This window comes from Micromonospora sp. LOL_025, from assembly GCF_048060285.1.
In the GTDB taxonomy this organism is placed as follows: domain Bacteria; phylum Actinomycetota; class Actinomycetes; order Mycobacteriales; family Micromonosporaceae; genus Micromonospora.
Genome location: NZ_JBHMIR010000012.1, coordinates 45423 through 69315 on the forward strand (window position 1 = coordinate 45423; position 23893 = coordinate 69315).

Consider the following 23893-nt stretch of genomic DNA (forward strand, 5'->3'; position numbering starts at 1 on the left):
ATGTCCATGCTGCTGCTCATCCTCGGGATGGGACTCGCCACCTTCGCGCCCCGGTACCTGCCGCTGCTGGTCTTCCGGGACCGCGTGCTTCCCGACGACGTCAAGGTCTTCCTCGGCTACCTCCCGCCGGCGCTGCTGGCGGCCATCGCCGTCCCGTCGGTGATCGCCCCGGTGGACAACCGGATCGAGATCACCGTCGTCACCGTGCCGTACCTGGTGGCGGGCCTGGTCACGCTGGTGACCGGCCTCTTCGTCGAGCGTTTCATGATCGTCTGGACGGTGGGCCTGGTGGTCTTCTTCGGCCTGCGCTGGTGGCTGGGGGCCGCGTGACGGCCGCGCAGCCCGCCGGTCGCGCCCCGCTGCGGGTCGCGGCCGCCCAGGTCACCGCCGTCCCCGGCGACCTGGCCGGCAACGCGCGGACCGCGGCGGAGAGCATCGCCGAGGCGGCGGCCCGTGGGGCCCACCTCGTCGTCTTCCCCGAGCTGTCGCTCTGCGGCTACGACGTCGGCCTGCTGCGCGACGACATCGCGCGGTGCGCCGTCGAGCCGGGCGGTGACCCGCTCGACGTCGTCGCCGAGGCCTGCCGCACCCACCGGGTGGCGGCGGTCGTCGGCGGCTGCCGGCGACGCGCCGACGGCTGGGCGATCGGCGCCCTGGTGGTCGGCGCGGACGGCCGGCCCGCCGCCGGGTACGACAAGCGCCACCTCGACGGCCACGAGCGGGAGCTGTTCGTCCCGGGCCGCGCCGACTCCCTGGTCGAGGTGCGCGGCTGGCGGCTCGGCCTGGGGATCTGCTACGACGCGAGCTTCCCCGAACACGCTCGCGCGCTGGCCCTCGCCGGCGCCGACGCCTACCTGTGCCCGAGCGCGTTCACCACGGGCGACTCCGACCACCGGCGCGGCGTGTACTTCCCGGCCCGCGCCCTGGAGAACACCTGCTACGTGCTGTTCGCCAACTTCGCGGGATCGCACGGCGGCTGGGAGTTCGCCGGTCGCAGCGCCGTGTACGCTCCCGACGGTCGGGTCCTCGCCGACGCCGGCACGGGCCCCGGGCTCGCCGTCGCCGACCTGGACGACGCGGCCCTGCGTCGGCACCGCGACGCGCTGCGGATGCTCACCGACCGGGCCGCGCCCGCGCCGTCCCCGGCGGTCGTGCCCGTCCCGGCCGGGTGACCGCCCGTCCGCCGGAAGCGTCCACACCGGACGAGCGTCGCCGGGCCACGGCCGCCCGGGCGACGCCCGCACCTGTCCGACCCGCCGTCCCGGCGGGCGGCCCACCCACGTGAGGAGAACCTGTGACCGGCACCGGCACGATCGCTGTCCACGGCGACGACGGGTTGAGCCCGGGCGGGGCGGTGTCGCCGCCGATCGTGCAGAGCGCCACCTTCAGCGCCGAGTCCGACGAGCAGTTCGCCGCCGTCGCCACCGAGACCCGGGGCCACGCCTTCTACACGCGCTACGGCAACCCGAACCACGCGCAGGTCGCCGCCGTGGTCGCCCAGCTGGAGGGCGCCGAGGCGGGCCTGGTCACCGCCTCCGGGATGGGCGCGATCAGCACGATCGCCCTGGCCCTGCTCTCCGCCGGGGACCACGTCATCGTGCAGCGCAGCACGTACGGCGGCACGACGTCCCTGGTCACCGGCCTGCTGGCCCGCTTCGGGGTGGCCTTCACCCAGGTGGACCAGACCGACACCGGGGCCTTCGTCCGGGCGCTGCGCCCGCAGACCCGGCTGGTCCTGGTGGAGACCCCGAGCAATCCCCTGCTCGAACTGACCGACCTGGCCGCCGTCGTCGAGCTGGCGCACGCCAACGGCGCGCTGGTCGCGGTCGACAACACCTTCGCCACCCCGGTCAACCAGCGGCCGGCGGAGTTCGGCGCCGACCTGGTGTGGCACAGCGGGACGAAGTACCTCGGCGGGCACTCCGACGTCTCGGCCGGGGTGATCGTCGGCGCCGCCGACCTGGTCGACCGGGTGTGGCAGACCGCCATCGTCACCGGCAGCACCCTCGGCCCCATCGACGCCTGGCTGCTGCTGCGGGGCATCCGCACCCTGTCGCTGCGGGTGGACCGGCACAACGCCAACGCGCTGGCCCTGGCCCGGGCGGTCGAGGGCCACCCGGCCGTGCGGCAGGTGCGCTATCCGGGGCTGCCGACGCATCCCCAGCACGAGCTGGCCGGCCGGCAGATGACCGGCTTCGGCGGGGTGCTCAGCGTCGAGCTGCGCGACGCGCGGGCGGCGGCCGGGCTGCTCGACGGCCTCCGGCTGGCCAAGCGGGCGGCCAGCCTGGGCAGCGTCAGCACCCTCGTGGTGCACCCGCGCTCGATGTGGGCCGGGATCGTGGACGCCGATCAGTTGGCTGCCACGGGCATCGGCGAGGGTCTCGTCCGGGTCTCCACCGGTATCGAGGACACCGAGGACCTCGTCGCGGACTTCCTGGCGGCCCTCGACGCGGCGGACCGGGCGGAGTAGCGCCCCGGCCGGCCGCGCGGTCAGCGGTCCGGGCTCCCGGCCGGCGCCATCACGCGCAGCGCGTTGGCGTCCAGGCCGATCCGGATCGGCGTACGGCCACACAGCTCGCCGTCGACCTCGACGCGCGCCGGCCGGTCGGTCTCCAGCCACAGCTCCCCGACGGCGAGGAACGGCTCGTCGCCGACGGAGCGCCGGTGCCCGGTCGCCGCGTTGCGGGCGGTGTCGCGCACCAGCCCCCGCCGGTTCGCGCCGCCGACCGGGTACGCGACCAGCAGCCGGTCGTCGGCGTCGGCGTCGGCGGCGATCGGGCGCCCGGCGTGGAAGCCGCCGTTGGCCACGTACACCTGGTGGGTGAGGAACTCGTGCCGGGCGTCCCCGGCGCGGACGGTGACCCGCAGCGGGCGGTGCCGGGCCAGCAGGGCCAGGGCGGTGAGCGGGTACGCCAGCCGGCCGGTGGCCCGCTTCAGGCGCGGCGGCGTGCGCAGCATGATGTCGGCGGAGAGGCCGACGCCGACGTGGTTGGTGAACCGCATGTCGCCGGCGAGGCCCAGGTCGACGTCGATCACCGTGCCGCCGGCCAGCACGTCGACGGCCCGGTCGAGTTCCAGCGGCACGCCGACGGTCCGGGCGAAGTTGTTGGTGGTGCCCAGCGGCAGCAGGCCGAGCGCCATGTCGCGGTGGGCGAGCGCCCGCGCGGCGGCGCTGAGGGTGCCGTCCCCGCCGCCGGCCACCAGCAGGTCCGGCCCCAGGTCGACGGCCGCGGCGAGGGCGCGTTCGAGCTGGCCGGGCTGCTCGACGGGGTGGTCGCCGAGCAGGTGGAAGCCGGCCGCCGCCAGCCGTGCCCGGGCCTGTTCGTGCAGTTGGCGGCCCCGGCGGGAGTGGGCGTTGACGACGAGGACGGCCCGCCGGTCCCGCCGGATGGCCGCGCCCAGTTCCTGCTTCGTCCGCATGGGGCCCGACCCTATCGGCATCCGGGACGCCGACACGAGGACGACCGGGATCGCAGACATAGAAGGTTTTCGACGCAATGGTTAGGGTGTCGGGAAGGAAGGTTCCCACCCCGGAGGTGTTGATGCGAACACAGGTGATCCGCGCGGTCGGCGTCCTGACGGCGGGAGGGGCCCTGGTGGCGCTCGGCGCCACCGGCGCGCAGGCCGGCCCGGTCGTGCCGCGGCACGCCGTGGTCGTCTGCCAGAGCGCCAGCTTCTACGCCAACTACGACTCCGCGAGCGGCCCGCACGGGTTCAAGCGCACGCTGGCGTACGGCAACAAGATCGGCCACACGCCCGGCGCACATCCCGTCTACAACGGCTGGGCCGCCACCTTCGACTTCGGGCCCAACGACTGGGGCTACGTGCGCAGCGAGTGCATCGGGGGGTACGACTCGTGGTGAGCAAGGCAGTGCCGCGCCGGCTCGGCGCGTTGCTGGCGACCGTCTGCGCCGTGCTGGCGCTCACGCCGTCGGCCGGGCACGCCGCGAACGGGACGATCGGGCAACGGGAGACGGTGTGCGCCGAGGACCTCTTCGTCCGCACCGCCCCGGTCGGCGCGTGGATGGGCACCCTCTACCGGGGCCAGACGTTCCTCGTCGAGGGTCCGCGCAGCGGCGGTTACGTCTACGGCTTCGCCTACGGGAACGTCAACCGGCGTGGGTGGGTGCAGGACGGCTGGTTCTGCTGACCTCGCCCTGCGCGTGACGCACGGAGCCCCGGGCGGTGCCCGGGGCTCCGTGGAGCCCGGCGAATCGTCCCGGCTCACCGGGACGGCGTCAGCCGCCCGGTACGCCGCCGGTGGGCGCGGATCAGGTCGGCGTAGCGCAGGCCGCTCGCCTTGACCGTCCGGCGCTGGGTGGGGTAGTCGACGTGCACCAGCCCGAAGCGCTTGTCGTATCCGTACGCCCACTCGAAGTTGTCGAGCAGCGACCAGACGAAGTAGCCGGCCAGCGGCACGCCCCGGTCGACCGCCGCCGCGCACGCCGCCAGGTGCCGCTCCAGGTGGTCGGTGCGCTCCCGGTCCTCGACGGTGCCGTCGGCACCGACCTCGTCCCGCCACGCCGACCCGCTCTCGGTGACGATCACCCGCGCCGGGGCGTACTCCTCGGTCACCGCGACCAGCAGCTGTTCCAGCCCGGCCGGGTACGCCTCCCAGCCCATCGCCGTGCAGACCGCGCCCGGCACCGGCAGCTGCCGGGCGTACGGCGGCGGTCCCGCCGGGTCGTCGGCCACCACCTGGCGGAAGTAGTAGTTCAGGCCGAGGTAGTCGGTGGGCGTGGCGATGACGGCCAGGTCGTCGCCGCGGACCGGCGGCTCGACGCCGTACGTGGCGAGCATGTCGGTCGGATAGCCGCGTCCGTGCAGCGGGTCGAGCCACCACCGGTTGACGTGGCCGTCCATCCGCCGGGCGGCGGCCACGTCTTCGGGCCGGTCGCTCGCCGGCTCGCAGGGGCTGGGGTTGAGCACGATCCCGACGGAGGCGGGCCGCGCGGCGGCGGCCCGGATCGCCCGGGTGGCCAGCCCGTGCCCGAGCAGGACGTGGTGCGAGGCGCGCACCGCCCTGGCCAGGTCCCGCTCGCCGGGTGCCATCCGGCCCTCCAGGTGCCCGATCCAGGACACGCAGAGCGGCTCGTTGACGGTGGTCCAGTCGGCGACCCGGTCGCCGAGGCGGGCGGCCACGACGGCGGCGTAGTCGGCGAACGCCTCGGCGGTGCCGCGCTCCGGCCAGCCGCCCCGGTCCTGCAACGCCTGCGGCAGGTCCCAGTGGTAGAGCGTCACGAACGGTCGGATCCCCGCCGTCAGCAGGGCGTCGACCAGCCGGTCGTAGAAGTCCAGGCCCTTGGGGTTGACCCGGCCGACGCCGTCGGGCCGCACCCGGGGCCAGGCCACCGAGAACCGGTACGCGTCCACCCCGAGCTGCCGCATGAGCGCCACGTCCTGCGGCCACCGGTGGTAGTGGTCGCAGGCCACCGAGCCGGTGTCGCCGTTGTCGACGGCGCCCGGCACGTCGCAGAAGGTGTCCCAGATGGACGGCGTGCGGCCGTCGGCGCGGACGGCCCCCTCGATCTGGTACGCGGCGGTGGCGACCCCCCAGAGGAAGTCGGGCGGCAGCGTGGACAGGTCCGGCACGGGTGGGCTCTCCTTCGGATGTGCGGCCGACATGGCCTCGTGTGCGGCCGTCATGGCCTCACCTGACCGCGCCGGCGGTGAGGCCGGCGACGAAGTAGCGCTGCAACGCCAGGAAGCCGGCCACCACCGGGACGCTGACCACCAGCGACGCGGCCATCACCTGGTTCCAGTAGACGTTGAACTGGGTGGAGTAGCCCTGGAGGCCGACGGCGAGGGTGCGGCTGCCCCCGTCGGTCATCACCGAGGCGAAGAGCACCTCGCCCCAGGCGGTCATGAAGGCGTAGACGGCGACCGCGACGACGCCCGGCACCGCCGTCGGCAGGATGACCCGGAACAACGTCCGGAGCGGGCCGGCGCCGTCGACCTGCGCCGCCTCGTCGAGGCCGCGGGGGATCGAGTCGAAGTAGCCGACCAGCATCCAGATCGAGAACGGCAGGGAGAACGTCAGGTAGGTGATGATCAGCCCGGTGCGGCTGGCGTACAGCTGGATGCCGGTGGCGGTGCCGAGGTTGACGTAGATCAGGAACAGCGGCAGCAGGAAGAGGATCCCGGGGAACATCTGGGTGGAGAGCACGGTCACCGAGAACAGCCCCCGGCCCCGGAAGCGGTACCGGCTGACGGCGTACGCCGCGAAGATCGCCACGGTGACGGAGAAGACCGCCGCCACGGTCGAGACGACCAGGCTGTTGACCAGGTAGCGGCCCAGCGGCACGGTCGACCACATGTCGACGAAGGCCTGCGCGGTCGGGCGCCGGGGCCACCAGGTGAAGCTGCCCTGCACGTCCTGCAACGGCTTGAGCGCCGAGCTGAGCATGACGTAGAGCGGGACGAGCACGAAGAGCGCGAGCAGGGTCAGCACGATCCGGCGGGCCCAGCGCTCGGCGGGGGTCTCACGCATCGTTCCTCCGGCGGTTGGTGACCAGCAGGTACCCGGCGGTGACCAGCAGCAGGAACAGCAGCAGCGCCACGGACATCGCCGAGCCCGCGCCGAAGTCCCAGGTCTTGAAGGAGCTGCGGTAGATGTGCAGGGAGATCAGGTTCGCCTGCTCCGGCGCCGAGCCGCCGAAGAGCACGTACGGGGTGTTGAAGTCGTTGAAGGTCCAGAGGAACAGCACCAGCACCAGCACCAGGTTGACCGGGCGCAGCATGGGCAGCGTCACCGAGCGCAGCCGCCGCCAGAACCCGGCCCCGTCCATGGCGGCGGCCTCGTACAGCTCGCCGGGGATGTTCTGCAGGCCGGCCATCAGGCAGAGGAAGGCGAACGGCCAGGACCGCCAGACCGAGACGGTCAGCAGCGCGACGAAGCTGTTCTCCCCGATCAGCCAGAACGGCCGGTCGTCGAGGAGGTGGAGCTGGTCGACCAGCACGTGGTTGACCAGGCCGGTGTCCCGCTGGAAGAGGAAGCTCCAGGTGATCACGGCGGTGTAGACGGGCAGCGCGTACGGGGTGAGGAAGAGCGCGCGCAGCACGCCACGGCCGCGGAAGGGGCGTTGCAGCAGCACGGCGGCGGTGGCGCCGAGCACCCAGGAGAGCCCGACCGAGGCCACCGTGTAGCCGACGGTCACCCCGAACGAGTGCAGCAGCCCGGCCCCGACCGCCGAGTCGACGTCGAGCACCACGCGGTAGTTCTCCCAGCCCACGAAGGGCGCGGTGGACCAGTCGCGGATGTGGAACTGGGTCAGCTCGCGCAGGCTCATCCACGCCCCGACGAGCATCGGGACCACGTGGATCGCCAGCTCCAGCACGACGGCCGGGGCGAGCAGCAGGTACGGCAGCAGCGACCGGCGGCGGCCGGGTGACCGCCGCTCCGTCGAGGTCGCCGCGCGGCGGGCGGGCCGCTGCGGTGCGGCGACGTCCCGGGAGGGCGTGGTGGTGGACATCGTGGTCCTCTCGCTGGGTGGCCGTGGGAGGGTCGGCGTCCCTCCCACGGCCACCGGTCCGGCGGGTCAGCGCATCTGCTGCTGGGCCCGGGTCAGCTTCTGCCGGACGCTCTCCTCGGTGATCGGTCTGCCGCCGGCGGCGTCGGCGAAGAGTTCCTTGATGGCGGTGCCGACGAGGGTCTCGAAGGTGCTCTCGTCGGGCACCTGCGGCAGCGGCGCCGCCGTGGTGGCGAGGGTCTGCTGGAGCACCTTCTGCTCCGGGGCGGCGAACGCCGGGTCGTTCGCCACGGTGGAGACGGCGGGCAGCGAGCCGTACGTCTTGTTCAGCGCCACCTGCTCGGCGTCGCTGGTCATGAACTTGACGAACTCCAGCGCGGCGTCGGTGTTCTTCGTGTGCTTGAACACCGCGAGGTTGATCCCCGCGACCATGCTGTTGACCTTCTTGCCGCCCGCCGGCGGGGTGGCCGGGAACGGCACCGGGGCGATCCCGTACGCGTCGGGGGCCATGTTCTGCGACTTGAGGTTGGACCCGGCGGCCTGCCAGAGCAGCATGGCGGCCTTGCCGTTGGCGAAGTCGGAGACCGACTGGTTCTGCGCGTACTCGGCGTTGCTCGGGTTGACGATCTTGTCGACGGCCATCAGGTCGACGTACCGCTTGACGGCGGCGACGTTCTGCGGGGTGTCGAAGGTCGGCTTGCCGGCGGAGTCGAACCACTCGCCGCCGTACTGCTGGCTGAAGGTGAAGGCGTGGTGGGCGTTCTCCGACGGGTTGGCCCCCTCGACGGCGAGGCCCCACCGGCCGCCGCCGGTCAGCTTGCGGCCGACCTCGGCCACCTGCTCCCAGGTGGTGGGCGGGCTGGTGACGCCGGCGTCGGCGAACGCCTTCTTGTTGTAGTAGAGGGCGTAGGCGAGGCTGTAGAGCGGCACCGCGGCCGGCGGCTTGCCGGGCGCGCCGGCGGCGGCCAGGGCCGCGGGCACGAACCGGTCCTTCCCGCCGACCTTGGCGAGGGTGGCGTCGTCGAACTCGACCAGCGCGCCGGTGGCCTGCAACGACGCCGACCAGGTGTTGCCGATGTTGACCACGTCCGGGCCCTGGCCGGAGGTGGCGGCGGTGAGCAGCCGGTTGAGCAGGTCCGACCAGGGCACCACCTCGACGTTGACCTTGATGCCGGTCTGCTGCTCGAACTTGTCCAGTTCCGGCTGGAGGGTCTGCTTGTCGGCCTCCAGGCTGGCGCCCTGGTTGCTGGCCCAGTAGGTGAGGGTCTTCCCGGCCGCGCCGGAGGAGTCGCCGGAGTCGCCGCAGCCGGTCAGCGTGGTGGCGGCCAGCACGGCCGCCGTGAGTATCGCGAGGTGTCGTCTCGACACGTTCGGCCCTTCCGTTGCACGTGGTGGGGGTCGCCGGCGTCGCGTCGGGGAACGGGGGTGACGGGCGGCGGCGGGCGGTGGGCGGGGCGCGCCGGCGGGGCCGCGCTCCAGAAGTTCCATCACGACTTAATGAATGTGGTCATTAAAGTGGTTGGTCGAGGGGCCGTCAAGCACGGGGTCGTACAGTCGCTCCGGACGGCCGAGGGGATCGAGGTGGCAGGTGGAGCTGGCGCGCGCGACGAACCGGGGCGTCCGGCTGCGAAACCGGTCCGCCCTGCTGTCGAAGGTCTTCCTGGACGGCCCGCTCACCCGGCAGGACCTGGTCCGTAGCACGGGGCTGAGCCAGCCGGCGGTCAGCAACGTGGTCGCCGACCTGATCGACGAGGGGCTGATCGCCGAGGCGGGCGCCGCCGAGTCCGACGGCGGCCGGCCCAGCATGATGCTGCGGGTCGCGCCGCGGTTCGCGTTCGTCGTCGGGGTGGACGTCGGGGAGACCCGGGTCCGGGTGGAGCTGTTCGACTTCGCGATGACCCAGCTGGCCAGCGTCGCGTACCCGCTCGATCCGCGGCGGACGGAGCCGGCGGAGGTGGCCGGGCACGTGCTGGCCGGCATCGACGCGGTCACCGCCCGGGCCGGGGTGGCCGTCGACGAGGTGCTCGGCGCCGGCATCGGCGTCTCCGGGGTGGTCGAGCAGGGCCGGGAGGCCGTGGTGCACGCCCAGTCGCTCGGCTGGGACCGGGTGCCGTTGGAGCGGCTGATCGCGGCGGGCACCGACCTGCCGCTGCACATCGACAACGGGGCGAAGACGCTCGGCCAGGCGGAGATGTGGTTCGGCGCGGGCCGGGGGGCCCGGCACGCCGTCTTCGCGCTGGTCGGGTCGGGGATCGGCACCGCCGTGGTGACCAACGGGGTGACCTACCGGGGCGCCTCCAGCAGCGCGGGGGAGTGGGGGCACACCACCCTGGTCTACGGCGGGCGGCCCTGCCGCTGCGGAGCCCGCGGGTGCCTGGAGGCGTACGTCGGCGCGGAGGCCGTCATCGACCGCTACCGGGAGGCCCGCGGCGGGCACCCGGTCCCGGGCGGGGACGAGGAGTCCCAGCTGGCGGCCCTGATCGACGCGGCCGGCACCTCGCCCGCCGCCCGGCAGGTGCTGGACGAGACGGCGGAGTACCTCGGCGCCGGGGTGGCCAACCTGATCAACCTGTTCAACCCGGAGCGGGTCGTGCTCGGGGGTTGGGCCGGCATGGCGCTGGGCGGCCTGCTGCCGGCCGTCCGGGAGGCCGCCGGCCGCCAGGCGCTGCGGCAGCCGTACGAGCAGGCCTCGATCGAGCTGGGCCTGCTGGGCGTCGACGCGGTGGCGCTCGGCGCGGCGACGCTCCCGATCGCCCGGCTGCTCACGGCGGGCGGGGTGCGGTCGGCGAATCGGCGGGTTACCGAACAAATCGAACTTCACGGATAAATAACAGCGTTATTTATCGATGTCTTGACGGCTGCGCAACGGCGCCGCAACACTCGGACGAGAGCGCTCTCTCTCATCCCGGCGTCGGCCGGCGTACGCCACCCGCATCGCTGCGGTCCCCTTCGTCATCCCGTCACGCCCGAGGTCAGCGACCCTCTATCGACAGGCGAAGTCATGACATCTCGCGCTACATCCGTACGCCCGACGCCGCCGCCGGGGCGACCCGCCCGGCGGTTGCTCATCGGTCTCGCGCTGCTCCTCGTCGCGGCGCTCACCCCCGCCGCCGCGACGCCCCCGGCGCAGGCCGCCCCGAGCCTGCTGTCCCAGGGGCGGCCCGCGACCGCCTCGTCGACGGAGAACGCCGGCACCCCGGCGGCCGCCGCGGTCGACGGCGACGCCGGCACCCGCTGGGCCAGCGCCTTCAGCGACCCGCAGTGGATCCAGGTCGACCTCGGCGCCCGGGCCAACCTCAGCCAGGTGGTCCTGTCCTGGGAGGGCGCCTACGGCCGGGCCTTCACGATCCAGACCTCCGACGACGGCGCGGCCTGGACGACCGTGCACAGCACCAGCGCCGGCACCGGCGGCACCCAGACCCTGAACGTCGCGGGCGCCGGCCGGTACGTCCGGATGCACGGCACCGCGCGCGGCACCGGCTACGGCTACTCCCTCTGGGAGTTCCAGGTCTACGGGGAGGCCGGCGGCACCGCGCCCACCTGCGGCAGCGCCAACGTCGCCCAGGGCCGGCCGGCCACCGCGTCGTCGGTCGAGAACGCCGGCCTCCCCGCCTCGGCGGCGGTCGACGGCAACCCCGCCACCCGCTGGGCCAGCGCCGCCGCGGACCCCCAGTGGCTGCGGGTGGACCTGGGCTCCGTGCGGTCGATCTGCCGCGTGGTGCTGACCTGGGAGGCAGCCCACGCGCGGGCGTTCCAGCTCCAGACGTCGGTCGACGGCAGCGCCTGGACCACCGTGTACGGCACCACCACCGGCACCGGAGGCAGCCAGTCGCTCGCCGTCACCGGCAGCGGCCGGTACCTGCGGGTGTACGGCACGGCGCGAGCCACCACCTACGGCTACTCGCTCTGGGAACTGGCGGTGAACGTGCCGGGCGACGACGCCCCGCCGGTGGAGCCCACCGACCCCCGCAACCCGAACTTCGGGCCGAACACCTTCGTCTTCGACCCGTCCACCCCGACCGCCACGATCCAGAGCCGGCTGAACACGATCTTCACGCAGCAGGAGCGCAACCAGTTCGGCCCCGAGCGCTACGCCGTGCTGTTCAAGCCCGGCACCTACACCGCCGACGTCAACCTCGGCTTCTTCACCCAGGTCGCCGGCCTCGGCATGAGCCCGGACGACGTCAACCTCAACGGCCACGTACGCGCCGAGGCGTTCTGGATGGGCGGCAACGCCACGCAGAACTTCTGGCGGGCCGCCGAGAACCTCTCGGTGACCCTGCCGGCCGGGGTGACCGTGGAGCGGTGGGCGGTCTCGCAGGCCGCGCCGTACCGACGGATGCACCTGCGTGGCGCGCAGAACCAGATCCAGCTGTGGAACGGCGGCGACGGCTGGTCCAGCGGCGGACTGATGGCCGACACCAAGATCGACGGCCTGGTCGTCTCCGGGTCGCAGCAGCAGTGGTACTCGCGCAACAGCGAGTTCGGCGGCTGGACCGGCTCGGTGTGGAACATGGTCTTCCAGGGCGTCACCGGCGCCCCGCCGCCGCACTTCCCCAACCCCTCGCACACCGTCATCCCGCAGACCCCCCAGGTGCGGGAGAAGCCCTTCCTCTACGTCGACGGCACCGGCGAGTACCGCGTCTTCGTGCCCGCGCTGCGCACCAACTCCACCGGCACCAGCTGGTACGGCAGGACCCCGGCCGGCTCCTCGATCTCCCTGAGCCAGTTCTACGTCGTGCGGCCGGGCACCGGCGCGGCCACCATCAACGCCGCGCTCGCCCAGGGCCGGCACCTGCTGTTCACCCCGGGCGTGCACCGGGTCACCGAGCCGATCCGGGTGGACCGCCCCGACACGGTGGTCCTCGGCCTCGGGCTGGCGACCGTCCAGGCCGACAACGGCACCGTCGCGATGCGGGTCGCCGACGTGGACGGCGTGAAGGTGGCCGGCCTCATGTTCGAGGCCGGCCAGGTCAACTCGCCGGTGCTCATGGAGGTCGGCCCGCCCGGCTCGGCGGCGAGCCACGCGGCCAACCCGACCTCGCTGCACGACGTCTTCTTCCGCATCGGCGGGCCGGGCGTCGGCCGGGCCACCAACACGTTGACCGTCAACAGCGACCACGTGATCGGTGACCACATGTGGCTCTGGCGCGCCGACCACGGCGACGGGGTCGGCTGGACGGTGAACACCGCCGACACCGGCCTGACGGTCAACGGCGACGACGTGACCATGTACGGCCTCTTCGTCGAGCACTACCAGCGGTACCAGACGGTGTGGAACGGCAACGGGGGCCGGACGTACTTCTACCAGAACGAGATGCCGTACGACCCGCCGAACCAGGCCGCCTGGATGAACGGGGCCACCCGCGGCTACGCGGCGTACAAGGTGGCCGACTCGGTGAGCACCCACCAGGCGTGGGGGATGGGCAGCTACTGCTACTTCAACGTCGATCCCTCCGTCGTCGCCGACCGGGCCATCGAGGCGCCGACCAACCCGAACGTCCGGTTCACCAACATGGTCACCGTCTCCCTCGGTGGCGTGGGCACCATCAACCGGGTGGTCAACGGCACCGGCGGCACCGCCAACGCGGCCAACCAGCAGGCGTACCTGACGAACTACCCGTGACCCCGTACGGCGACGGGCCCGGCCGGATCGTCCCGGCCGGGCCCGCGCCCCTTCCGGCGGCGCCCGGCGGTCCCGGACCGGCCCCGGCGGATGGCCAGCGTCACTTCACTGAATAAAACGTTGCAGAATCTGCAAGATCGCTAGTAGGGTCCTCGCGTGACATCCGCCGGAACCGAACCCGCTCCCGGGCGGCGCGACCGCAAGAAGCGCCAGACCCGGGCCGCGCTGACCGAGGCGGCCCTGCGCCTGGTGGCCGAGCGCGGACTGGCCCAGGTGACGGTGGAGGAGATCAGCGAGGCGGCCGACGTCTCCCCACGCACCTTCTTCAACTACTTCGCCTGCAAGGACGACGCCCTGGTCGGCGACCAGGCGGGCGACGCGGCGCGCCTGGTCGCCCGGCTGGCCGCCGTGCCGCCCGAGGTGCCGGTGCTGACCGCGCTGCGGACCGCCCTCGACGAGGTCATCGACGAGGTGCGCGCCGAGCGTGAGCTGTGGTGCCTGCGGATGGACGTGGTGACGCGCAATCCCGCGCTGCTGCCCCGCCTGGTGGCGGGCAACGCCGAGACGGAACGCGCCATCGTCGAGGTCGTCGCGGCGCGGGTGGGCGTCGGTGCCGACCACGGCTACCCGGCGCTGGTCACCGCCGTGACGGGCGCGGCGCTGCGCCACGCGATGACCCGGTGGGCCGCCCACCCCGACCGGCCGGACCTTGCCGACCTCGTCGACGAGGCGTTCGCCGCCCTCGCCGCGGGGCTGCCGCAACCCGACCGGTCCTGACCCGCAAGCCCCTTCCGGGAAAGGCGCCCGGGAGGCCGTGAAACCCGTACCCGGTAAGGAAGGTCAATGACCGCCACCGTGCCCGCCAAGACCCCCGAGGTCGGCGCCGGCCGCATGTCCCGCCGCGAGGTGCTCCAGGCACTCTCCGGCCTGATGGTCGGCATGTTCGTGTCGATCCTCGCCTCCACGGTCGTGGCGAACGCGCTGCCGCGCATCATCGCCGACCTCGACGGCACCCAGACCGTCTACACCTGGATCGTCACCACCGAGCTGCTGGCCATGACGGCGACCGTGCCGCTCTGGGGCAAGATGGCCGACCTCTACAGCAAGAAGCTGCTGATCCAGCTCTCCCTCGGCCTCTTCGTGATCGGCTCGCTGATCGCCGGGCTGACCCCGAACGTCGAGGTGCTGCTGGCCAGCCGGGTCGTGCAGGGCATCGGTGCCGGTGGCATGACCGCCCTGGCCACCATCGTGATGGCGGCCATGATCCCGCCCCGCGAGCTGGGCCGCTACGCCGGCATCTTCGGCGCCGTCTTCGGCGTCGGCACCATCGCCGGCCCGCTGATCGGCGGCGTGCTCGTGGACACCTCCTGGCTCGGCTGGCGCTGGTGCTTCCTGATCGGCGTCCCGTTCACCCTGCTCTCGATCGTCCTGCTCCAGCGCACCCTGCACCTGCCGGTGACCCGCCGCAAGGTGAAGATCGACTGGCTCGGCGCGCTGCTCATCACCTCCGGGGTCTCCACCGTGCTGGTCTGGTCGTCGCTGGCCGGCAACAAGTTCGCCTGGGCCTCCGGGTGGACGGCGCTGATGGTGGGCGGCGGCCTCGCCCTGCTGGCGCTGGCGGTCTGGGTGGAGTCCCGCGCGGCGGAGCCGATCGTGCCGCTGGACATCTTCCGCAACCGGACGGTCTCGCTGACCACCGTCGCCAGCATCCTGGTCGGTGTGGCGATGTTCGGCGGCACCGTCTTCCTGTCCCAGTACTTCCAGCTCTCGCTGGGCAAGTCGCCGACGGTGGCGGGGCTGATGAGCCTGCCGATGATCCTGGGCCTGCTGGTCTCGTCGACGGTGGCCGGCCAGCTGATCACGAAGTACGGCCGCTGGAAGCGTTACCTCGTGGCCGGCGCCGCCGTGATGGTCGCCGGCATGCTGCTGCTGGCCACCATCGACGCCCAGACCAGCATCGTGCTGCTCAGCGTCTACATGGCGGTGCTCGGCGTCGGCGTCGGCATGCTCATGCAGAACCTGGTGCTCGCGGCGCAGAACGACGTGCCGGCGCACGAGCTGGGCGCGGCCACCTCGGTGCTGACCTTCTTCCGCAGCATGGGCGGCACGATCGGCGTCAGCGCGCTCGGCGCGGTGCTGGCGAACCGGGTCGCGACGCTGAGCGCGGAGAAGCTCGGTCCGCTGACCGGCGGTGCCACGGCTGGGGAGGGCTCCACCGAGGTGCCCGACCTGTCCGCCCTGCCCGAGCCGGTGTTGAAGATCGTCCAGGACGTGTACGGGACCGCCACCGGCGAGCTGTTCCTGGTGGCCACCCCCTTCGCGGTGCTCGCCCTGGTGGTGGTGCTGTTCATCCGGGAGAAGCCGCTGCACACCCTCAGTGGTGACGAGCGGCGGGCCCGGGAGGAGGCGGCCGCCGTCGTGCCCGGCGCGCACTGAGTCACCCGCCGAAGGGCGGTCCGGATCCGTTCCGGGCCGCCCTTTCGCGTGCCGGCAGCGGCCTGCCCGGCTGCGTCCGGCCGTGCGCCGGCCCGCCGGTCCGGCCGTGCGCCGGCCCGCCGGTCCGGCCGTGCGCCGGCCCGCCGTTCGGCGGCACGGCGGACGCGGTTCCGACCGCCCGCCGCATTGACGCTTTTGATTGACAGGTGATGAACGGCACGTTACGGTCGCTGGGAAAGCGCTTTCCAGCTCCCCCGCCTGCCCCACCACCCTCAGGAGGCCAGTCATGGAAAGGCCGGACCCCCCACGTCCGTCGTACCGGAAGAGGTGGCCCGTCGTCGGCGGCGCGGTCGCCGTGCTCACCGCCGCCAGCCTCGTCCTCTCGCCGACGGCCGGCGCCGCCAGCGCCTTCTCGGCCGACTTCGAGGACGGCAGCATCGCCGGCTGGTCCAAGTCGGGCGGCAGCTGGTCGGTCGTGCCCGACGGCTCCCAGGTGGCGCGGCAGTCCAGCACCTCCAGCGAGAACGCCCGGCTCTTCAACGCCTCGACCGCCCTCACCGACTACACCGTCCAGGCCCGGGTCAAGCCCGTGAGCCTGGGCGCCAACGGCTTCGTCGGGCTGCTCGCCCGCGCCTCCGGCTCGACGACGTTCCACCGGCTGGCCCTGCTGCCGGGCCGGGTCGAGTTGCAGGCGGTCAACGGCAGCTCCGTGACCGTGCTGGGCAGTTCCTCGCGGACCGTCAGCAACGGCACCTGGTACACCCTGTCGCTCACCGCCAGCGGCTCCGTGGTCAGCGCGTCGGTCGACGGCACGCAGTTCGCCTCGCGATCCGCGTCGGGTCCCGCCGCCGGCCGCATCGGCCTGCAGACCGCGTACTCCTCGGCGTCCTTCGACGACGTCGTGGTGACCACCGGGTCCACCCCGCCGCCGACGACCGCGCCCCCGACGAGCGCGCCGCCCACCACCGCGCCGCCCACCACCGCGCCCCCGACGACGCCGCCGCCCACCACACCGCCACCGACCACCCCGCCGCCCACCACGCCGCCGCCGGGCGGCAACGCGCCCGGCCTCCAGGGCTTCGCCACCATGACCGGCCACGGCCGGACCGGCACGAACGGCGGAGCGGGCGGCCCGACGGTGACCGTCAGCAGCTACGCACAGCTCGCCGCGGCCGTGGCCGACGACGTGCCCCGCATCGTCCGCGTCTCCGGCACGATCACCGGCACCGGCGCGAAGATGCTGGACGTCGGCTCCAACAAGACGATCATCGGGGTCGGCTCCACCGCCACGATCAGCGGCTTCGGCCTCGACGTCAACGGCTGGGGCCCGGACGAGGTGGCCTGGGGCGGGGACCTCTGCGACCCCGCCGAGCGGAGCCAGTTCACCCACGTCCAGAACGTGATCATCCGTAACCTGACGTTCCGCAGCTCGCCGGACGACTCGATCAACGTCCAGTGCTACTCGCACCACGTGTGGATCGACCACAACACCTTCCACCCCTCTACGGACGGCTCGGTGGACGTCAAGCGCGGCTCCGACCTGGTCACCGTGTCGTACAACCGGTTCGTCGGCACCGACAAGTCGATGCTGCTGGGCCACAGCGACAGCAACGGCGCCCAGGACACCGGCTACCTGCGCGCGACCTACCACCACAACTGGTTCGACGGCTCCAACACCCGTCACCCCCGGGTGCGTTTCGGCTACGCCCACGTGTTCGGCAACTTCGTGGAGGTCGACGACTACTTCATCGGCCTCGGCGTCGGCGGCCAGGTCTACGCCGAGAGCAACCACGTGAAGAGCGCGAAGACGATCACCGAGGACTACGGCGACACCCGCCTGACCTGGACGGGCACGAACTTCTACGACAAGGCCACCATCACCCGGGCGAACGACTCCGGCAAGACGATGGACGACTGGCTGCGGATCGACAACACCGTCGCCCGGCCCCCGTACGCGTACACGGCCGGATCCGCCTCCGCGACTCCGCCCGCCGCGGGCGCGGGGGTGGGCGGCGCGGACCAGCTGCCGTGACGGTGCCGCCGGCCGTTCCGGGCGACCCGGACTGAACCGGCCGTCGGTGGGGGCGGGCGAGCAGCAGGCCCGCCCCCACCGACGCGTGCCACGTGCCAGCGGCCCAGGCGCGTGGTCATGGGTCAGCAGCCCAGGCGCCCCGGCACCCGGCAGCGGCCCCGGCGCGCGCCGGGCCGGCAGAACCGTGACCGGGCGGGTCACGCCGGCAGCGGTCCCGGCGCGGGGATCGGCACCGGGCGGCGCTGCGGCGCGGGGATCGGTACCGGGCGGCGTACCGACGGCCATGCCGCCGGGATGCGTTCCAGGACCCCGCCGGCGAACACGTCCCGCAGGCCGAGCGGCTTGAGGTGGACGTACCCGATGTGGCAGTCGCAGACCGCGTTGCCGCACGGCCGCGGTCGCAGCGCCGAGCGCCACGACCCGTCGTAGAGGTTGCCGATCGGCTCGTCGATGAAGTGGCAGCGGCGCACCGTGCCGTCGCCGCGCACCGAGATCGCCGTCTCGCCCGCGTGGCAGGGACGGTCGAGCGACACGTGCGGGCGGACGCTGTAGCCGAACAGCGGGTCCAGCTCCGTCCAGGTCGCCTCCTCGCCCGCGTCGTAGCGCCGGCCCTCGGCGGCGTTCACCCACAGGTAGACCTCGGCGGGCAGGGCGGCCCGCAGCGCCCGGGCCTCGGCGAGGTGCTCCGGCAGGCCGACCACCCCGACCGAGTACCGGACGCCCAGCTCGGACAGCCGGGCGCAGCGGCCCAGGAAGCGGTCCCGGTCGACCTGGCCGGGGTGGTAGGTCGTCCACAGGGCGGCGGCGCGCGGGTCGGCGTCGGCGAGCCAGTCCACCCGGGCGGCGAGGTTGGTCTGGATGACCACCCGCTCGACGTGCGGCAGGTGCGACAGCGACACCATCGCGTCCCGGTACCAGCGGCGGGTCAGCCCCTCGCCCCACGGGGTGAGCAGCACCGACAGCCGCACGTCGGTGGTGGCCGCCACCCAGCCGGCGAACCGGTCCAGCGCCGCCCGGTCGGCGCGCAGCAGCTCCGGCGGGTCGCGCCGCTTGGCGAACGGGCAGTACGGGCAGTCGTAGTTGCAGCTCGCCAGCGGACCCCGGTAGAGGATCGCGAGGTTCACCTCGGCACGTACCCGGTCATCGCGTCACGGACCCGGGCGGACGTCAGCCACGGGCCGACCGCGTCGGAGCGGGCCAGCCCGGCCGGGGTCAGCCGCAGCCCGCCGTCGTCGGCCCACCCCCGGTCGACCAGCCGGCCCAGCTCGGGGAAGTCCTCGCCGGGCGGGCGGCCGAAGCGGGCCCGGTAGGCCGCCGGGTCGACCCCCTCGGCGCGCAGCAGCGACTTGAGCAGCCACCGGCGGCGCTGCTCCGCGCCGTCCAGGGCGAACCCGAACTCGGCGTACCGGAAGTCGTCCGCCGGGCGGGCCAGGTAGTCGTCGAGCACCGCGCGCACCTGCGACACGCCCACCGCGTAGTCGAAGGAGTAGTGCAGGGACGTGGTGTAGGAGCGGGCGCCGCAGCCGAGGCCCACCATGCCGTCGTCCTGGCAGCAGTAGTCCGGCCCGTCCGGGGTGGGCGCGTCGGAGCGGCGGAACTGCCGCATCGACTCCTGTCGGTACCCGGCCGCGCCCAGCGTCGCCACCGCCTGCTCGTAGAGGGCGAGCCGCTGGGCGTCCCAGTCCGCGCGGCCGTGCGCCCGCCGCCCGAGCCCCGTCAGCGGTCGCACGTACAGCGGGTAGAGGTACAGCTCCTCGGGCCGCCACGCCAGGGCCGCGTCGAGGCTCTCCCGCCAGGTGTCGGCGGTCTGCCCGTCGATGCCGTAGATCAGGTCGATGTTGAGCACGGGGATCCGGGCGTCGCGGATCGCGGCCAGGGCCGCCTCCACCTCCGCGCGCCGCTGCGGCCGGCCGGCCGCGCGGGCCTCGGCGTCGAGGAAGCTCTGCACGCCGATGCTCACCCGGGTGGTGCCGTACGCGGCGAGCACCGCGAGCCGGTCCGGCGTCGCGGTCGCCGGCGAGGTCTCCACCGACAGCGGTACGCCGGGCAGCCGGGCGCCCATCGCGGTGGCGATGCCGAACAGCTCGGTCAGCTCGTCGGCGGTCAGGTAGGTGGGGGTGCCGCCGCCGAGTGCCGCGCGGGCGTAGCCGGCGTCGTCGCCCAGCGCCTCGGCGACCTGTCCGGCCTGCCGGCGCAGCTGCCGCAGGTACGCCGTCACCTGCTCGGCGGGCGGGTTGGCGCGGGTGAACAGGTTGCAGAAGCCGCAACGCATCTCGCAGAACGGCAGGTGCACGTAGAGGAAGAGCGCCTCGCGCGCCTCGGCCCGCCACACGTCCGCCAACAGCGGGCGCGGTCGCAGCGGCCGGTAGGAGGTCTTGTGCGGGTACGCGTAGAGGTACTGCTGGTACGGCGAGCCGTCGAGGCCCGTGTCGGTGCTGGTCACCATTCCCCCGGTCGCAGGACGAAGTGGGCGTACGGGACCGTCCACACCACGTCGTGGCCGATCCGGTGGCCGGTGTGGCCGTCCTCCCCGTAGGCGGTGCCGTGGTCGGAGCAGACGATCGCGAACACCGGTCGGCCCCGGCCGGTGAGCAGGGCGCACAGCCGGTCGATCCGGCCGTCGACGTACTCCAGGGCGGCGGCGTGGCTGGCCAGGTCGTCGACCTGCGCCCCGGGCAGGTGGTGCCGGTTGGGCTGGTGCAGGGCGGCGACGTTGAGGAACGTGAACAGCGGCTGTTCCGCCGGCACGCGGGGCAGCACCTCGGCCAGCCGGTCGAGCTGCGCGTCCAGGCAGGTGGGGGAGGTGACCCCGAACTCCGGCTCCCAGTGCGCCTCGGCGAACAGGCCCGGCAGCACCGCGCCGAGCGGGCTGCGCCGGTTGAAGAACCCGACCCCGCCCAGGCAGACGGTGTGGTAGCCGACGTCGGCGAGCGCCGTCGGCAGGTCCGGTGCGTCGAACACCCACGTGTCGGCGCCGGACGTCTCGCTGCCGGGGAACGCCGCCGCGTACAGCCGCTCGTGCCGGCCCGGGGTGACCGGGGTGGGCAGGAAGCCGGCGAAGAACGCGTGGTGGGCGGCGTAGGTGAAGCTGGCGGGGGAGTGCCGGCGCTCCCACCGGCCCCCGGGCAGCGCCCGCGTCAGGTGCGGCGTGCGCCCCCGCGCGGCCAGGTCGGCGGCGACGTCGTGACGCAGCGTGTCGAGGGTGAGCAGGAGCAGGTCGTGGCTGCCGATCATGCTCCGCACCGGAGCACCTCCCGCCCCGCCGCGTCGCCGCGCGTGGGCCCCCGTCCCGTCGCGTCGCGCGGCGGTGCCTGCCCGGCCGCCGCGCGCCAGCGCTCCCACCGGCCGTCGGTCAGGGCGCGCACCTGCTCGGCGTAGGTGTCCCGGCCGTCGGTGAGCACCCCCGGCAGCAGGTCGCCGAAGGCGTTGACCTCGGCCACCGCGTGGCGTCGCCAGCCGACGAGGAACATCAGGTCGATCCCGACCTGGAGGGTGCGGGGGAAACACCCGGCCACCCGTCCGCAGGTCTCCATCGCCGCCGCCCACGCCGCCGGCCCGGCCGCCGCGCGCAACTCGGCGAGGTCGCCGCGCGCGTTGCCCAGGTGCAGGTTGGTCAGCGGCCCCCGGGCGGCGCGCACCACGGCGTGGGTGGGTCGCCCCGCGACCGTCACCACCCGCAGGTCGACCACCCGGTCGCCGAGCCCCGCCTTGGGCAGCCACCGCTCCACGTGCAGGCCCTCCCCGGCGATCCGGTCGACGATCGCGGCGACCTCGGCCTCGTCGCCGTAGCGGCGCGGCCGCAGGGAGTTGAACAGCCCGTCCGGTGTCGCCTCGACCGTGGTGACCGCCTGCACCCGCCGCCCGGCCACCGCCAGGGCGACGACCCCGGCGGCGGACGAGCCGTGCGCGGGCTTGACGAACACGCGGCTCCAGCGGGCCGCCGCCATCGCCGCCCGCAGCTCCGCCCACCCGTGCACGGCGGGCAGCGCGGCCGGCACCGGCACCCCGGCGGCGGCCAGCCGCGCGTGGCAGCGCCGCTTGTCGCAGAGCACCGCCACCTCCGCCGGGTCGTTGAGCAGCTCCGCGCCGCCGGCGGCGACCCGGTCCAGGCCCCGCAGCAGCCCGGCGTACGTGTCGGCCAGGCCGACCAGCTCACCGTGGCGGGCCGGGACGGCGGACCGGCGCAGCAGCCGGTCCACCTCGGCGTCCTCCCCGGGCGAGTCGACCCGCACCAGCGCGCCGGCCTCGGGCGGCGCCGCCCCGGTCAGCACGTCGGCCCACGGCAGCACCGCCGGTCGGGGCAGGCCGGCGCCGACGACCGCCCGGGTGAACAGGTCGACCCGACGGTTGCCGGGGTTGCCGACGACGGTCAGGCGCATGTCACTCCGACACCGCCGTGTAGCGGTAGCTCTCGCCGTCGTACTCGTCGGGCTCCTGCGGGTCGGAGTCGTCCACCCGGACGCCCGGCAGCGCGGCGACCAGTGACGCGGCCGTCTCCTCCGACAGGTAGTGGTGGTGTAGGTCCAGCTCCGCCAGGTGGGTCAGCGGCTGCCCGGCCAGGAGGGCCGCCGCGCCCTCGTCGCCGAGCGTGCCCATCGACAGGTCCAGCCGCTCCAGCCGGGGCACCACCGGCGCCGACGCCAGCGCCCGGGCGAGGTCGTCGGCGATCTCCGAGTTGCACAGGCCGAGCCGGCGCAGCCCGGGGAACCGCTCCCCGGCCAGCAGCGGGGCGAGGTCGGTGACCTGCGCGTCGCCGCCGTAGTCGGAGGTGCCGAGCCACAGCTCCAGGTCGGTCAGCGCGGGCAGGTCGGAGTCGAGCACCGCGCCGACGAACGCCCGGGACAGCCCACCGCTCTCCACCGCCAGCTCCCGCAGCCGCGCGTGCCGCACCGGGGAGAAGGCGAGGTCCTCGCCACCGCGTACCCGCAGCACCTCCAGCTGCGGGTACGCCGTCAGCAGCGGGCTGACGTCGCCCACCTTCATCCAGGAGACCTCGCACTCCTCGACGGTGATGTCACCGAGGAACAGGGCACGCAGGGCGGGCAGGCGCGACGCCGCCGCGCAGAGCTGCGCGACCGGGGCGGTGTGGAACGCCGCGTAGCCCCAGGAGCCGACGACCAGGGAGTCCACGGACGGCCCGGCCTGCGCGACGAACCGGTCGAACGCGACGCGGAACTCCTCCGAGAGCTTGTACTCCATTGTCTCGTTGAAGTGCCAGAGGGCGAACCGCCACGAGACCGGGCTGTCCACCGTGGGCAGCGGCCCGTCGACGGGGACGTCCACCACCGGGCGGCCGGCGAAGTGCTCCGCGTGGGAACCGAAGGCCACCGCCGCTCACTCCCCGACGGCCGTGTAGCGGTGCGGCGTGCCGTCGAAGTCCTCGGCGACCTGTGGGTCAGAGAGGTCCACCCGCACATTCGGCAGGGCGGCGGCCACCGCCGCGGCCATCTCCTCGGAGAGGAAGTGGTGCTCCAGGTCGAGGCGCGTCAAATGGGTCAGTGGCTGGCCGGCCAGCAGCGCCTTCGCGCCCTCGTCGGTCAGCGTCCCCATCGACAGGTCGAGCGCCTCCAGCCGGGGCACGATCGGCGCGGTGGCGACGGCCGTCGCCACCGCGTCGGCGATCTCGGCGTTGCACGCCGCGAGGTACCGCAGCGCCGGCAGACCGGCGCCGGAGAGCACCCCGGCCAGGTCCTCGACGCTCGCGTCGCCGCCGTAGTCCCTCCTGCCGAGCCAGAGATCCAACCGGTGCAGGGCCGGCAGCTCGCACGCGCCGACGGCACGGACCACCTCGGCCGGCAGCCCGCCGGACTCGAACCGCAGCTCGCGCAGCTCGGCGTGGCGGATCGGCTCCAGCCGCAGGCCCTGCGCCCCGCGCACCCACAGCACCCCCAGTGACGGGTACGCCGCGAGCAGCGGCGTGATGTCGCCGTGGGTGAGCCAGGAGATCTCGCACTGCTCGTAGGTCAGGTCGGCGAGGAAGACCGCGCGCAGCCCGGTCCACTCCCCGGCCGCCTCGACCAGCGGCTCGATCGGCAGCGGCCGCTCGTAGGCCTCGCCCCACTCGCCGATCACCAGGGCGCGCACCGAGGCGGGCGGAACCTGTTCCCGCAGCGCCCGCACGAGGCCGATGAACTCCTCGGGCTCCGCGTCGTGCTCCTCGACCTCCAGGCGCCAGGCGACCGCCGACGGATCGTCGGGAAGTGTCATTCCCGGGGTGAAGGTCACTACCGGTAACCCGACGAACGACGACACGTGCGAGCTGATCACGCCTACCTCCGGTCCGACTGGTGCAGCGGCGGCGCGACGGTAACAGGTCCGCCCGACAAGATG

The 23893-nt window shown here is 73.7% G+C and carries 21 protein-coding genes; 10 read left to right on the forward strand and 11 right to left on the reverse strand.

The genetic code is table 11. The features are described from left to right. The 3 genes from ACFHW0_RS17180 to ACFHW0_RS17190 all read left to right on the forward strand — a co-directional run bounded on the left by ACFHW0_RS17180 (position 1) and on the right by ACFHW0_RS17190 (position 2470). Positions 1–330 carry an AzlD domain-containing protein gene (locus ACFHW0_RS17180; protein WP_132238343.1) on the forward strand — a complete coding sequence of 110 codons (330 nt, stop codon included), beginning with the start codon at positions 1–3 and terminating at the stop codon, positions 328–330. Then, on the forward strand, positions 312–1172 hold the full coding sequence (locus ACFHW0_RS17185) for a carbon-nitrogen hydrolase family protein (protein WP_416608806.1): 861 nt from the start codon (positions 312–314) through the stop codon (positions 1170–1172). The genes ACFHW0_RS17180 and ACFHW0_RS17185 overlap by 19 nt, the downstream gene beginning before the upstream one ends. Positions 1173–1294: 122 nt before the next feature. Next, entirely contained in the window at positions 1295–2470 is a 1176-nt protein-coding gene (locus ACFHW0_RS17190; protein ID WP_416608808.1) for a trans-sulfuration enzyme family protein, read from the forward strand. A 20-nt stretch (positions 2471–2490) separates the two neighbouring features. Here the strand turns inward: ACFHW0_RS17190 and ACFHW0_RS17195 are convergent, their stop codons facing one another. After that, a complete protein-coding gene (locus ACFHW0_RS17195) occupies positions 2491–3420 on the reverse strand; it encodes a diacylglycerol/lipid kinase family protein (protein ID WP_416608810.1) in 930 nt (309 codons plus the stop codon). Between the two features lie 122 nt (positions 3421–3542). Here ACFHW0_RS17195 and ACFHW0_RS17200 point away from each other — a divergent pair, with 122 nt between their 5' ends. Beyond that, entirely contained in the window at positions 3543–3863 is a 321-nt protein-coding gene (locus ACFHW0_RS17200) for a hypothetical protein (protein ID WP_416608812.1), read from the forward strand. After that, a complete protein-coding gene (locus ACFHW0_RS17205) occupies positions 3857–4150 on the forward strand; it encodes a hypothetical protein (protein WP_416608814.1) in 294 nt (97 codons plus the stop codon). Before ACFHW0_RS17200 ends, ACFHW0_RS17205 begins: the two co-directional genes overlap by 7 nt. A 74-nt stretch (positions 4151–4224) precedes the next feature. Here ACFHW0_RS17205 and ACFHW0_RS17210 read toward each other — a convergent pair whose 3' ends face one another. The 4 genes from ACFHW0_RS17210 to ACFHW0_RS17225 form a co-directional block, all read right to left on the reverse strand. Continuing rightward, entirely contained in the window at positions 4225–5646 is a 1422-nt protein-coding gene (locus ACFHW0_RS17210) for a GH1 family beta-glucosidase (protein ID WP_416608816.1), read from the reverse strand. A gap of 4 nt (positions 5647–5650) precedes the next feature. Then, positions 5651–6490 (reverse strand): carbohydrate ABC transporter permease, encoded by an 840-nt coding sequence (locus ACFHW0_RS17215; protein WP_416608818.1) that lies wholly within the window; start codon positions 6488–6490, stop codon positions 5651–5653. Then, positions 6483–7472, reverse strand: coding sequence for a carbohydrate ABC transporter permease (locus ACFHW0_RS17220; RefSeq protein WP_416608820.1), 990 nt, complete (start codon positions 7470–7472; stop codon positions 6483–6485). Before ACFHW0_RS17220 ends, ACFHW0_RS17215 begins: the two co-directional genes overlap by 8 nt. A 66-nt stretch (positions 7473–7538) precedes the next feature. Then, a complete protein-coding gene (locus ACFHW0_RS17225) occupies positions 7539–8837 on the reverse strand; it encodes an ABC transporter substrate-binding protein (RefSeq protein WP_416608822.1) in 1299 nt (432 codons plus the stop codon). A gap of 220 nt (positions 8838–9057) precedes the next feature. On the opposite strand from ACFHW0_RS17225, the gene ACFHW0_RS17230 reads away from it, so the two are divergent. The 5 genes from ACFHW0_RS17230 (at position 9058) to ACFHW0_RS17250 (ending at position 17563) form a co-directional block, all read left to right on the forward strand. Then, the gene (locus tag ACFHW0_RS17230) at positions 9058–10296 is read left to right on the forward strand and encodes an ROK family transcriptional regulator (RefSeq protein WP_416608824.1); all 1239 of its coding nucleotides are present in this window, start codon (positions 9058–9060) and stop codon (positions 10294–10296) included. A 174-nt stretch (positions 10297–10470) separates the two neighbouring features. Next, positions 10471–13095: a discoidin domain-containing protein gene (locus ACFHW0_RS17235; protein WP_416608826.1), complete on the forward strand. Its 2625-nt coding sequence runs from the start codon at positions 10471–10473 to the stop codon at positions 13093–13095. A gap of 156 nt (positions 13096–13251) precedes the next feature. Continuing rightward, positions 13252–13872, forward strand: a complete 621-nt coding sequence (locus tag ACFHW0_RS17240; RefSeq protein WP_416608828.1) for a TetR family transcriptional regulator — start codon at positions 13252–13254, stop codon at positions 13870–13872. 66 nt (positions 13873–13938) lie between these two features. Next, positions 13939–15531 carry an MDR family MFS transporter gene (locus ACFHW0_RS17245; RefSeq protein ID WP_416608829.1) on the forward strand — a complete coding sequence of 531 codons (1593 nt, stop codon included), beginning with the start codon at positions 13939–13941 and terminating at the stop codon, positions 15529–15531. 286 nt (positions 15532–15817) lie between these two features. Continuing rightward, positions 15818–17563, forward strand: a complete 1746-nt coding sequence (locus ACFHW0_RS17250) for a LamG domain-containing protein (RefSeq protein ID WP_416608831.1) — start codon at positions 15818–15820, stop codon at positions 17561–17563. Between the two features lie 197 nt (positions 17564–17760). On the opposite strand, the gene ACFHW0_RS17255 is transcribed toward ACFHW0_RS17250, so the two are convergent. The 6 genes from ACFHW0_RS17255 to ACFHW0_RS17280 are packed head-to-tail and all read right to left on the reverse strand — an operon-like array spanning position 17761 to position 23770. Next, complete coding sequence (locus ACFHW0_RS17255; RefSeq protein ID WP_416608833.1) at positions 17761–18687, reverse strand: STM4011 family radical SAM protein; 927 nt, start codon at positions 18685–18687, stop codon at positions 17761–17763. Next, positions 18684–20006: an STM4012 family radical SAM protein gene (locus tag ACFHW0_RS17260; RefSeq protein ID WP_416608834.1), complete on the reverse strand. Its 1323-nt coding sequence runs from the start codon at positions 20004–20006 to the stop codon at positions 18684–18686. The genes ACFHW0_RS17255 and ACFHW0_RS17260 overlap by 4 nt, the downstream gene beginning before the upstream one ends. Next, positions 20003–20797 carry an STM4013/SEN3800 family hydrolase gene (locus ACFHW0_RS17265; protein ID WP_416608953.1) on the reverse strand — a complete coding sequence of 265 codons (795 nt, stop codon included), beginning with the start codon at positions 20795–20797 and terminating at the stop codon, positions 20003–20005. The genes ACFHW0_RS17260 and ACFHW0_RS17265 overlap by 4 nt, the downstream gene beginning before the upstream one ends. Continuing rightward, entirely contained in the window at positions 20794–21942 is a 1149-nt protein-coding gene (locus tag ACFHW0_RS17270) for an STM4014 family protein (protein ID WP_416608836.1), read from the reverse strand. The genes ACFHW0_RS17265 and ACFHW0_RS17270 overlap by 4 nt, the downstream gene beginning before the upstream one ends. Position 21943: 1 nt before the next feature. Further along, positions 21944–22891 (reverse strand): STM4015 family protein, encoded by a 948-nt coding sequence (locus ACFHW0_RS17275; protein ID WP_416608838.1) that lies wholly within the window; start codon positions 22889–22891, stop codon positions 21944–21946. 6 nt (positions 22892–22897) lie between these two features. After that, complete coding sequence (locus tag ACFHW0_RS17280; RefSeq protein ID WP_416608840.1) at positions 22898–23770, reverse strand: STM4015 family protein; 873 nt, start codon at positions 23768–23770, stop codon at positions 22898–22900. Between the last annotated feature and the right edge of the window lie 123 nt (positions 23771–23893).